The sequence below is a fragment of the Acidovorax sp. SUPP950 genome (assembly GCF_030158935.1).
Lineage (GTDB): Bacteria > Pseudomonadota > Gammaproteobacteria > Burkholderiales > Burkholderiaceae_C > Paracidovorax.
Map to the genome: position 1 here is coordinate 611,903 of NZ_BQXE01000001.1, position 11,518 is coordinate 623,420.

At 68.7% G+C, this 11,518-nt stretch carries 11 protein-coding genes; 1 reads left to right on the plus strand and 10 read right to left on the minus strand.

Going from position 1 to position 11,518, the window contains the following annotated elements:
• Window positions 1-9: 9 nt before the first annotated feature.
• The 10 genes from AVME950_RS03010 to AVME950_RS03055 form a co-directional block, all read right to left on the minus strand.
• Window positions 10-804, minus strand: a complete 795-nt coding sequence (locus tag AVME950_RS03010) for an amino acid ABC transporter ATP-binding protein (protein ID WP_284428712.1) — start codon at window positions 802-804, stop codon at window positions 10-12.
• Complete coding sequence (locus tag AVME950_RS03015) at window positions 801-1,469, minus strand: amino acid ABC transporter permease (protein WP_284401841.1); 669 nt, start codon at window positions 1,467-1,469, stop codon at window positions 801-803. The genes AVME950_RS03010 and AVME950_RS03015 overlap by 4 nt, the downstream gene beginning before the upstream one ends.
• A 50-nt stretch (window positions 1,470-1,519) precedes the next feature.
• Window positions 1,520-2,296: a glutamine ABC transporter substrate-binding protein gene (locus AVME950_RS03020; RefSeq protein WP_284401839.1), complete on the minus strand. Its 777-nt coding sequence runs from the start codon at window positions 2,294-2,296 to the stop codon at window positions 1,520-1,522.
• A gap of 70 nt (window positions 2,297-2,366) precedes the next feature.
• The gene (locus tag AVME950_RS03025; RefSeq protein ID WP_272563939.1) at window positions 2,367-3,116 is read right to left on the minus strand and encodes an IclR family transcriptional regulator; all 750 of its coding nucleotides are present in this window, start codon (window positions 3,114-3,116) and stop codon (window positions 2,367-2,369) included.
• A gap of 123 nt (window positions 3,117-3,239) precedes the next feature.
• Entirely contained in the window at window positions 3,240-4,970 is a 1,731-nt protein-coding gene (gene hutU, locus AVME950_RS03030) for a urocanate hydratase (RefSeq protein WP_284428713.1), read from the minus strand.
• A gap of 13 nt (window positions 4,971-4,983) precedes the next feature.
• The gene (gene hutH, locus AVME950_RS03035; RefSeq protein WP_284428714.1) at window positions 4,984-6,570 is read right to left on the minus strand and encodes a histidine ammonia-lyase; all 1,587 of its coding nucleotides are present in this window, start codon (window positions 6,568-6,570) and stop codon (window positions 4,984-4,986) included.
• A 64-nt stretch (window positions 6,571-6,634) separates the two neighbouring features.
• Window positions 6,635-7,420, minus strand: a complete 786-nt coding sequence (gene hutC / locus AVME950_RS03040) for a histidine utilization transcriptional repressor HutC (RefSeq protein WP_284401831.1) — start codon at window positions 7,418-7,420, stop codon at window positions 6,635-6,637.
• A gap of 23 nt (window positions 7,421-7,443) precedes the next feature.
• Window positions 7,444-8,229, minus strand: coding sequence for an ABC transporter ATP-binding protein (locus AVME950_RS03045; protein WP_284428715.1), 786 nt, complete (start codon window positions 8,227-8,229; stop codon window positions 7,444-7,446).
• On the minus strand, window positions 8,226-9,104 hold the full coding sequence (locus AVME950_RS03050) for an ABC transporter permease (protein WP_487089836.1): 879 nt from the start codon (window positions 9,102-9,104) through the stop codon (window positions 8,226-8,228). Before AVME950_RS03050 ends, AVME950_RS03045 begins: the two co-directional genes overlap by 4 nt.
• 20 nt (window positions 9,105-9,124) lie before the next feature.
• The gene (locus AVME950_RS03055; protein ID WP_272563943.1) at window positions 9,125-10,090 is read right to left on the minus strand and encodes an ABC transporter substrate-binding protein; all 966 of its coding nucleotides are present in this window, start codon (window positions 10,088-10,090) and stop codon (window positions 9,125-9,127) included.
• Window positions 10,091-10,662: 572 nt separating this feature from the next.
• Between AVME950_RS03055 and AVME950_RS03060 the strand changes: the two genes are divergently transcribed.
• The gene (locus AVME950_RS03060; protein ID WP_284428716.1) at window positions 10,663-11,505 is read left to right on the plus strand and encodes an STAS domain-containing protein; all 843 of its coding nucleotides are present in this window, start codon (window positions 10,663-10,665) and stop codon (window positions 11,503-11,505) included.
• The last annotated feature ends 13 nt before the right edge of the window (window positions 11,506-11,518 follow it).

The window sequence follows — 11,518 nt, forward strand, 5'->3', positions numbered from 1 at the left end:
TGGGGGCGCTCAAGTGCGCGACAGCACGGCCTGCAGGAACGCGCGGGTGCGCTCCTGCGTGGGCTCGGTGAAGATCCTGGCGGGCGGGCCCGATTCGATGATGCCGCCGCCGTCCATCACCACCACGGTGTCGCCGACCTCGCGCGCGAAGTCCATCTCGTGCGTGACGACCATCATGGTCATGCCCTCGCGCGCCAGCAGCTTCATGACCTGCAGCACCTCGCCCACCAGCTCCGGGTCCAGGGCCGAGGTGGGTTCGTCGAACAGCATCACGCGCGGCTGCATGGCCAGGGCCCGGGCGATCGCCACGCGCTGCTTCTGCCCGCCCGACAGGCTGGCCGGCATGGCCGCGGCCTTGTGGCCCAGGCCCACCTTGTCCAGCAAGGCGCGCGCCTGGCTTTCGGCCTCGGCGCGGGAAGCGCCGCGCAGCTTGCGCGGGCCCAGGGTGACGTTGTCGAGCACCGACAGGTGCGGGAACAGGTTGAACGACTGGAAGACCATGCCCACCTCTTCGCGCAGCGCGTTGAGCTCGCGCTCGGGCAGCATGCGGCCCTCGTCCACCAGGGTGCGCCCGCAGATGTCGATGCGCCCGCCCTGGGGCTGCTCCAGCCCGTTGCAGCAGCGCAGGAAGGTGCTCTTGCCCGAGCCGCTGGGCCCGATCACCACAACCACCTGCGACGGCTGCACGTCGAAGTCGATGCCGTTGAGCACCACGTGCTCGCCGAAGGCCTTGCGCAGGCCGCGGATGCGTACGATGGGTGCCGCATCCGCAGCGGATGCCTGGGTCGATGGGGACTGCGTCATTGCACCATCCCCCCGGCGCGCAGGCGCAACTCGATGTGGCGCAGCACCAGCGTGGTCGCGCCGGTGAGCAGGAAGTACACGACCGCGATGGCCAGGTACACCTCCAGCGAGCGGTACGACACGCTGATGATCTTCTGCCCCTCGTGCATCAGGTCGTGGATGGTCAGCAGCGACACCAGCGCCGAGTTCTTGATGAGCGCGATGAACTCATTGCCCAGCGGCGGAATCATGCGCACCACGGCCTGGGGCAGCACCACCCAGCGCATCGCCACGCCCGAGGACATGCCGATGGAGCGCGCGGCCTCCATCTGGCCCCGGTCGATGGACTGGATCGCGCCGCGCACGATCTCGGACACGTACGCGCCCGAGTAGATGCCCAGCCCGATCACGCCGCACAGGAACGCCGGCAGCAGGATGCCGAACTGCGGCAGCCCGAAGAACAGGATGAACAGCTGCACCAGCAGCGGCGTGCCGCGGATGGCCGCCACATAGGCCGTGCACAGGCCATACACGATGCGGCGCCGGGGGTCGAGGCGGCCGATGCCCACCAGCAACCCCATCACGCAGCCCAGGAGCAGCGAGGCGGCCGTGATCTCCACGGTCACCAGCGCGCCCTCCAGCAGTTGGGGCCAGCCGGCCCACACGGGGGAAAAGTCGAGTTCCATCGCTCGGGTTCAGTGCTTGTCGATTCGGTCGGCGGCGGTGGTCCGCCGGCTCACTTGGCAGCCGGCGTGGCCGCGGTGGTGGCGGCGCTGCCGCTGAACCACTTCTTCACGATGGCCGCGTAGGTGCCGTCGGCCTTGAGCTTGGCCAGCGCGGCGTTCACCGCGCGGGTGAGCTCCGGCGTGTCCTTGCGCAGCGCCATGCCGTATTCCTCGGTGGTGAGCTGCTCTTCGATCACGCGCAGGCCGGGCCGGGTGCGCACGTACTGGTAGGCCGCGGGCTTGCCGGTGACGGCGGCGTCGGCGCGGCCGATGTCCACCAGGTTGAACATTTCCTGGTTCTTCTCGACCTCCACGCGTTGCGCCTTGGGGTAGTTCTGCGTGAGGAAGGCGACCGACTTGGTGCCCACCTGCACCGAGATCTTCTTGCCGTCCAGGTCGGCCGGCTTGCGGATGGTGGTATTGCCTTCCTTGACCATGGCGACCAGGCCGCCGGCGTAGTAAGGCTCGGTGAAATCGACGACCTTCTTGCGCTCGTCGGTGATGTAGATGCCCGAGACGGCCATGTCGAAGCGCCGCGAGATCAGGCCGGGGATCAGGCCCTTGAAGTCGATGTCCACCCACTCGACCTGCTTGCCCATGCTCTTGGCGACGGCCTCCACCAGCTCCACGTCGAAGCCGGTGCGCTTGCCGTTCTCGACGAACTCCATCGGCGGGAAGGTGGCATCGGTGGCCACTCGCAGCACGTTGTCTTGCGCGCGGGCGGCGCCGGCGCCCAGGGCGAACACGGCAGCCAGGCTGGCCAGGAGGAGATTGCGTCGGATGTTCATGGGAGTTTCCGGTGGGGGTGGGAGGAAGGGAAAGGCACTCGAGGGAAAAAGAAAAACGATGCGGCCGGGTTCAGTGCAAAACGAGTTGGCGCGAGATGCGGGCAGCCGCCACGACCACCATGCGGATCAGCGCGGCCTCCTGGCCCTGGGCCCGCATCACCGGCGCCATCAGCGTGATGGCGCCCGCGGCCTGGCGGGACGCGCCGAACAGCGGCACGCTGCAGCCCCAGACGCCGGGGTCCACCTCGCTCTCGCTGGTGGCGAAGCCGGCCTTGCGGATCGCCTCCAGCGCCTGCTGGGCGGCCTCGCGCTCGGGCGTGCCCGTGCCCCACTGGCTGTCGAGCACCGCATCGCGCGCGGCGGGCGGCAGATGGGCCAGCACGCACTTGGCCGAAGCGCCCGTGCGCAGCGGCACGCTGCGACCCTTTTCGAACGAGCAGCGCAGCGAATGGTGGCTTTCCACCATGTCCAGGCAGATGGCCTGGTCGTTCACCGCGACGATCAGGCCGACGCTTTCCTGCGACTGCTGCGACAGCTCCACCATGCCGGGGCGCGCCTGCCGCACCAGGTGCGAAGCCAGGTCGAAGCCGAGGGCCAGCTGAAGGCTCAAAGGGCCCGGCGCATAGCCGCCATCGCTTTCCAGCACGAAGCCCCAGCGCTTGAGGCGCGCGAGCTGGCGGTACAGCGTGCTGCGCGCCATGCCGGTGTGCTCCATGAGCTCGGTCGCGGCCATCGCCCTGCCCTGCTGGGCCAGCACGGCCAGCACCTGGAGCACTCGGTCGGACGTCGCAACGGCGCTGGGCAATGCACTTCGGGTCATGCGTTCAGTATCGAAGGAAGCGGCCCGGGAGCACACGCCCCCATTCCCGGCCATTGGGAATGGGGTTCCCCTTTTTTCTCGCGGAATGGCGAAATTCCGTTTTCCGGCGGCCCTGCGGAGGCCTCAGCGCACCATGGGAAGGTTCAGGCCCTGCCTTCGTGCGGTGGCCACCGCGATGTCGTAGCCCGCGTCGGCATGCCGCATCACGCCCGAGGCCGGGTCGTTCCACAGCACGCGGCCCAGGCGCGCGGCCGCGTCATCGGTGCCGTCGGCCACGATGACCACGCCGGCATGCTGCGAGTAGCCCATGCCCACGCCACCGCCGTGGTGCAGGCTCACCCACGTGGCGCCGCCCGCCGTGTTGAGCAGCGCGTTCAGCAGCGGCCAGTCGCTCACCGCGTCGGTGCCGTCCTTCATGGCCTCGGTCTCGCGGTTGGGGCTGGCCACCGAACCGGTGTCCAGGTGGTCGCGGCCGATGACGATGGGCGCCTTGAGTTCGCCGCTCCTGACCATTTCGTTGAAGGCCAGCGCCGCCTTGTGGCGCTCGCCCAGGCCCAGCCAGCAGATGCGCGCGGGCAGGCCCTGGAAGGCGATCCGCTCGCGCGCCATGTCCAGCCAGCGGTGCGTGTGGTGGTTGTCGGGGAACAGCTCCTTGATCTTGGCATCGGTCTTGTAGATGTCCTCCGGGTCGCCTGACAACGCCACCCAGCGGAACGGGCCCTTGCCCTCGCAGAACAGCGGGCGGATGTAGGCGGGCACGAAGCCGGGGAAGTCGAAGGCGTTCTTCACCCCCTCGTCGAACGCCACCTGGCGGATGTTGTTGCCGTAGTCCACCGTGGGAATGCCCATGGCCTGGAAGTCCAGCATGGCCTGCACGTGCACCGCGCACGACTGGGCGGCGGCCTTCGTCAGGGCGGCATGCTGCGCGGGGTCCTTCATCGCGGCCTGCCATTGCGGCACTGTCCAGCCGGCGGGCAGGTAGCCGTGGATCAGGTCGTGGGCGGAGGTCTGGTCGGTCACCAGGTCGGGTTTCAATCCGCCCGCCTTCGCGCGGCGGACCAGTTCGGGCAGCACCTCGGCCGCGTTGCCCAGCAGTGCGATGGAGACGGCCTCCTTCGCGTCGCAGTGCTGCCGGATCAACTCCAGCGCATGGTCGATGTCGCGCGCCTGCTTGTCCACATAGCGCGTGCGCAGGCGAAAGTCGATGCTGCTTTGCTGGCACTCGATGTTGAGCGACACCGCCCCCGCGAGCGTGGCGGCCAGGGGCTGCGCGCCGCCCATGCCCCCCAGTCCCGCCGTGAGGATCCACTTGCCGGAGAGGTCGTTGTCGTAGTGCTGGCGGCCGGCCTCGACGAAGGTCTCGAACGTGCCCTGCACGATGCCCTGGCTGCCGATGTAGATCCAGCTGCCGGCCGTCATCTGGCCGTACATGAACAGGCCCTTGCGGTCCAGTTCGTTGAAGTGTTCCCAGGTGCCCCACTTCGGCACCAGGTTGGAGTTGGCGAGCAGCACGCGCGGCGCGTTCTCGTGCGTCTTGAACACGCCCACCGGCTTGCCGGACTGGATCAGCAGGGTTTCGTCGGCCTCCAGCACCTTGAGCGACGACAGGATCTGGTCGTAGCAGGCCCAGTCGCGCGCGGCGCGGCCGATGCCCCCGTAGACCACCAGATCCTGCGGGCGCTCGGCCACCTCGGCATCCAGGTTGTTCTGGATCATGCGGTAGGCGGCCTCGGCCAGCCAGTTCTTGCAGTTCAGCTGGCTGCCGCGCGGGGCGCGGATCACGCGCGTGGGGTCGTGGCGGGGGTCGGCGAGCGGGGCCGCGGCGGTGGAGAGGATGGCGTCGTTGGCGTTCATGGCAAAGGCTCCTTCACGAAATCTGGGAAACGAAGCTGGGCAGGTGGGCGGTCACGGGCGCGGGCCAGGCGGATTCCTGGGCCCAGCCGCGCATGGCCTCGATGTCGGTGGCGAGAAAGCGGTCCTGCTCCAGGAAGGCAACGCGCGCGCGGATGGCGGCGATCTGCGCTTCGATGAGCGGCGAGCTTTTCAGCCACGGGGTGGCGGCGGCGCCCGGTGCGGGCACGCGGTCGAAGTCGATGCCCTGGGTGGCGGCCATGGCCTCGATGCCGACCACCACCGCCGTGTTGCGCACCATGTCGGTCAGGCGCCGCGCGGCGTAGGTGGCCATGGACACATGGTCTTCCTGGTTGGCCGAGGTGGGCAGGCTGTCCACGCTGCCCGGGTGGGCCAGCGACTTGTTCTCGGACGCCAGCGCCGCGGCCGTGACCTGCGCGATCATGAAGCCTGAGTTCACGCCGCTGTCGCGGATGAGGAAGGCCGGCAGGCCCGACAGGCCGGTGTCCAGCAGCAGCGCCAGGCGCCGCTCGGAGATGGCGCCGATCTCGGCCACCGCCAGCGCGATGATGTCGGCAGCGAAGGCCACTGGCTCGGCGTGGAAGTTGCCGCCCGAAATCACGTCGCCCGTTTCGGAGAACACGAGCGGGTTGTCCGAGGCGGCATTGGCTTCGATCTGCAGCACGCGCGCGGCATGCTGCAGGTTATCGAGGCACGCGCCCATCACCTGCGGCACGCAGCGGATCGAATACGGGTCCTGCACGCGCCCGCAGTGCGGGTGCGACGGATCGATCTCGCTGCCCTCCAGCAGCGCGCGCACGGCGGCCGCCACGGCGATCTGGCCCGGCTGGCCGCGCGCTTCTTGGATGCGCGCATCGAACGGCTTGACCGAGCCCTTGATGGCTTCGAGCGACAGCGCGCCCGACACCAGCCCGGCCGCGAACACGCTCTCGGCGCCGAACAGCCCGGCCAGCGCAAGGGCCGTGGACACCTGCGTGCCGTTCAGCAACGCCAGCCCTTCCTTGGGGCCTAGGACGAACGGCTCGCAACCGATGGCGGCCATGGCCTCGCGGCCCGGCACCGTGCGGCCCTGCACCTTGGCCTGGCCCTCGCCGATCAGCACGCAGGCCAGGTGGGCCAGCGGTGCCAGGTCGCCCGAGGCGCCGACCGAGCCCTTGGCCGGAATCACGGGCAGCACGTCGGCATTGGCCAGGGCCAGCAGCGCATCGACGATGGCGGGCCGCACGCCGGAGTGGCCGCGCGCCAGGCTCACCGCCTTGGTGGCCAGCACCACGCGCACCACCGGGTCGGGCAGCGGATCGCCGGTGCCCACGCTGTGCGACAGCACCAGGTTGCGCTGCAGTTCGGCCAGCCGGCCGTGCGCGATCTTCGTGCTGGCGAGCTTGCCGAAGCCGGTGTTGATGCCATAGACCACCTGGTCTTCTTCGACGATGCGCTGCACCGTGGCCAGCGAGGCCTGCATGCCAGCCTGCGCGGCCGGGTCGAGCGACAGGCGCACGCCGCCCGCGCTCAAGCGCCGCAGTTCGCCCAGCGTGACGCGGCCGGGGTGCAGCACCAGGGTTTCAGGGGAGGAATCGGTCATCAAGTTCATCCTGTATATACAAGTAGGTTCGAGCGAAAAGGAAGCCAATGAAAGCAGCGGCCCGCTATCCGAACACCGGATTGCCGTCGGCCCGGAAGCGGCTGCCCAGACGGTAGCGCGAGGCGGGGTGCAGGCAGCGCACCAGGGTCACCGGCACGCCGCGGCTCCAGGTGCGGCGGGTGAGCAGCAGGCACGGCTGGGCGGGCTCCATGCCCAGCAGCTGCGCCTGCTCCGGCGTGGGCAGCACGGCATCGACCACGTGCTCCACCTGGTCGAACGGCACATTGCGCACCAGGAATTCCGAGGGCTGCAGCTGCGTGAAGTCCTGCTGCGCGAAGGTGGGCACCACGCGGGGGTTCACATAACGGTCTTCCAGCTGCACGGCCACGCCGTCCTCGCGGTGCACGCACACGGCATGGAACACCGACTCGCCCGTGCGCAGGTCCAGCGCCGCGGCCACCTCCATCGAGGCCGACACGCGCTCCACCGTGAGCACGTCGCAGCGGTAGTCGTGCCCGCGTTGGCGGATCTCGCTGGCCAGGTTGGCGATCTGCAGCAGCGTGGACTGCGGCTTGTCCTCCGCCACGAAGCTGCCCACCCCGGCCACGCGCACGATGCGGCCCTGCTCGGACAGCTCGCGCAGCGCGCGGTTGACGGTCATGCGCGACATGCCGAACTGCAGCACCAGCTCGCTCTCGGAGGGCAGCCGGTCGCCCGCGCGCCAGGAGCCGTCCTGGATCTTGCGGGCGATGAACTCCTTGACCTGTTGGTACAGCGCCAGCGCGGGCTCCACCGGCGCCGCGGCAGCGGACTCGGCTTCGGCGTTGGCACGGAGGGCGGCGGCGTTCATGTCGGCGGGTTTCTTGGAGCGGCTCAATGCAGGTCCGCCGCCATGGACTCGGCGCGGATCTCCTCGGTCAGCCGCGCCTTCAGGTCCATGAACTCGGGCGAGGTCTTCACGCGGTAGTGCCGCGGGTGCGGCAGGTCCACCGCCAGCTCGGTCTTGATGCGGCCCGGCCGGGCGCTGAACACCGCCACGCGGTTGGCCATGAAGATCGCCTCGTCGATGTCGTGGGTGACGAACATCACCGTCTTGCGCTCGGCCTCCCAGATGCCCAGCAGCAGCTCCTGCATGAGCACGCGGGTCTGGTTGTCGAGCGCGCCGAAGGGTTCGTCCATGAGAAGGATCTTGGGGTCGTTGGCGAGGGCCCGGGCAATGGCCGTGCGTTGCTGCATGCCGCCCGACAGCTGCTTGGGATAGTGCTGCTCGAAGCCGCGCAGGCCCACCTTGGCGATGAAGTACGCCGCCCTCTCCTTTTGCTGCGTCTCGGGCATGCCGCGCTCGCGCAGGCCGAAGCGGATGTTCTGCTCGATGGTCAGCCACGGAAACAGCGTGTAGCTCTGGAACACCATGCCGCGGTCGGCGCCGGGGCCGTCGATGCGCTGGCCGTCCAGCAGCACCTCGCCCGCGGTGGGAAAGTCCAGCCCCGCCACGATGCGCAGCAGCGTCGATTTGCCGCAGCCGGACGGCCCGAGGATGGTGACGAAGTCGTTCTCGCGCACCTCGAAATCCACCGGCAGCAGCGCCTGGGTGGCCTGGCCGCGCGCACCGGCGAAGGTGCGCGATACGCCGCGAACGGAAAGCATCGGTGCGGTCATAGCGTGCTCCAGGCGAAGAGGCGGCGGTTGGCCGCCTTGAAGGCGAAGTCGGACACCAGCCCGATGACGCCGATCACGATGATGCCGAAGATGATCTGCCCCGTGTTCAGCAGCGCCTGGCTGTCGGTGATCATGTGGCCGATGCCTGACGACGAGCCGATCAGCTCGGCCACGATCACGTAGGTCCAGGCCCAGCCCAGCACCAGGCGCAGCGTTTCGGCAATGCCGGGCGCCGCGCCGGGAATGAGCACGCGGCGCACGATGCCCGTGTTGCCCGCGCCCAGCGTGTAAGCCGCCTCGACCAGGTCGCGCCGCGCGCCGCCCACGGTCACGGCCACCATCAGCGTGATCTGGAACACCGAGCCGATGAAGATGACGAGCAGCTTCTGCGCCTCGCCGATGCCCGCCCACAGGATGAGCAGCGGGATGAAGGCCGAGGCCGGCAGGTAGCGGCAGAACGACACGAAGGGCTCGAAGAACGCCTCCACCGGCTTCCAGGCGCCCATGGCGATGCCCAGCGGCACCGCGACGACAGCCGCCAGCAGGAAGCCGCCGAGCACGCGCCACACCGTCATGCCGATGTCCTTGTGAAAGCCGTACTCTGTGAACAGCAGGCCGCCCTCCTTGAGCATGGTGGTCGGACTGGCCAGGAACGTGGGCGACACGACGCCGCCCAGCGTGAAGAACGACCACACGGCGATGAACACCACGAAGAACGCCAGGCCCAGCACCCAGCGGACTCGTGGGCTGACGGGCTCGAGCGGCGCCATGGCGCGGCGGCGAACGGGATCAGGGGCAGGCCCCGCCCGAAGCGCGGCGGGGGCGCTGGGGGACGGCCCTGCGGCAGGGTGGCGGGCGGCAGTCGTGGCGGGCATGGTGGCAGGCTCCCGTGCCATCACTGGATGAAGCTGGCGTCGAAGGTGGCCTCGAGTTTTTCAGGCGCCTTGCGGATCACGCCAGCCTCCAGCAGGATGGGCACCGACTCCTTCATGAACTGCATCAGCTCGCCGGCGAAGAACTTCTGGTTGGCCGCCTTGTCCTGCCAGCGCAGGTAGGCCGACGACTTGGCGAACTGCTCGCCGCTTTGCTTGACGGCCGAGCCCATGATCTCGTTGGCCTTGGCGGGGTCCGCCTTGATCATCTCCAGCGCCTCGAAATACGAGTTAGCCAGGGCTTGCGCCGCCTTGGCGTTGGCCTTGAGCCAGGTGGGCGCGCAGCCCACGGTGTCCATCACCATGGGGTAGTCGATGGTGGTGGCCAGGATCTTGCCGGCCTGCGGGTTGGCGCGCACGGTGGACAGGTAGGGCTCGTAGGTCATCGCGGCATCGTTCTGGCCGGACACGAAGGCCTGCGCAGCGGGCTGGGGTTCGAGCGAGACGGTCTTCACGTCCTTGAGCGTCATGCCGTTCTTGTTCAGCATCCAGGCCAGGCCGAAGTACGGCGCGGTGCCCGGCGCGCTCACGCCGATGGTCTTGCCCTTGAGGTCGGCGAAGCCCTTCACGTCGTTGCGCACGGCCAGGCCGTCGGCGCCGTAGGACTTGTCCATCTGGAAGATCTGCACGATGGGCACGCCGTTGGCGTTCCAGGCCACATGCGTTTCCACCGTGGTGGCCGCGCACTGGATCGCCTCGGAGGCCAGGGCCAGGTGGCGGTCTTTCTGCGGAATCATCTTGAGTTCCACATCCAGGCCGTTCTTCTTGAAAATGCCCGCCTTGTCGGCCAGCGTGAGCGGCGCGAAGCCCGTCCAGCCCGACATGCCCAGCGCAATCTTCACGTTCTGCGCCTGGGCCTGCAGGGACAGCCCCGCCACACAAACGCCCGCCACCGCCAGCGACACCATTTTCAAAACCGATCGGCCCATCATCTGCTCCTCACAAGAAAAGATCGAGTCGCGCACCTGGAAGGCACGCGCCGCATTGCTCCGACGCCCGGAATGATGGCGGTGCGACAGGCCTGTCTATACAGGGTTACTACGCACAGGGCCCCATTTGCACACACACATTCCCACCGGGCGGGAGCCCCGGAGGCGGGCGATTTCTCGCGCCGGTCCGGGTGACGGGTGGGCTTGCAAGATCGGGGCCCGGCCGGCGCGGTGGCGACCCGTTCCGCTGGCATTGCGGCCAATGCTATTATTTTCATAGCATCAAAGGCAGGAAATATCCCGGCAACGGCCCTTTTTCGATCCAAAAGCCTCTATCTTTGGTGGCACACCGCCACTGGAGCCCCCGGTGCGGCAACGGGCGGCGACCCGCATCGACGGCCCGGACTGGTGCGGCCCGCGCATCGCCACCCCACCGACTGCCCCAGCGCTGTGCGTCCCAGGCGCGGCCCCGCGGAAAGTAGGTACAAGCCCGGTGCCCGCGCAGGGCAAGCCCGCGTGGCGGTGCAGCCCCGCCCGTTAGAATTTGTTTTTATCTAGAAAAGCGCCCTGCCATGAAGCAGCAACACCCGGCCCTTCTTTCCCTTCTGGAAACCCACGAATCCGCCATCCTGGACGAGTGGCTGGCCGAGGCAGGCGCCCAAGATCCCACCCACCAGCGCGCCACGGCGGCGCAGGCGCGCGAACTGCTGCAGCTGCTGCGCAGCGCGCTGCAGGCTGGCGGCGACGCGCAAGGCCCCAATGGTCCGGCCTGGCAAGGCATGAACGAGGCGCTCGAAGCGCTTTCGCGCTCGCGCGCCTCGCGCGGCCAGACGGCGGGCGACACCAGCGTGTTCGTCCAAGCCATGAAAAAGCCCCTCTTCACGCTGCTGCAGCAGACGGTGCCCGCCGCCGCCGACCTGGTTCCGGCCCTGTGGTCCGCCACGGCGCTGGTCGACCAGCTGGCGCAGCGCACGGCCAACACCTTCCAGCAGGCGCGCGAGGACATCATCCGCCGCCAGCAGGAAGAGCTGCTGGAGCTGTCCACGCCCGTGGTGAAGCTCTGGGACGGCGTGCTGGCCGTCCCCATGATCGGCGTCCTGGACAGCAACCGCACGCAGGTGGTCATGGAAACGCTGCTGCAGCGCATCCTGGAGACCGAATCGGAACTCGCCATCATCGACATCACCGGGGTGCCTACCGTGGACACGCTGGTCGCGCAGCATCTGCTCAAGACCGTGGCGGCCATCCGGCTCATGGGCGCGGACTGCATCATCAGCGGCATCCGTCCGCAGATCGCACAGACCATCGTGCACCTGGGCATCGACCTGCAAGGCATCTACACGCGTGCCAATCTGGCGGACGCGCTGTCGCTGGCGCTGCAGAAAACCGGCTGGCGCATCACGCGCGCCGCCTGATCCGGAGCACCCC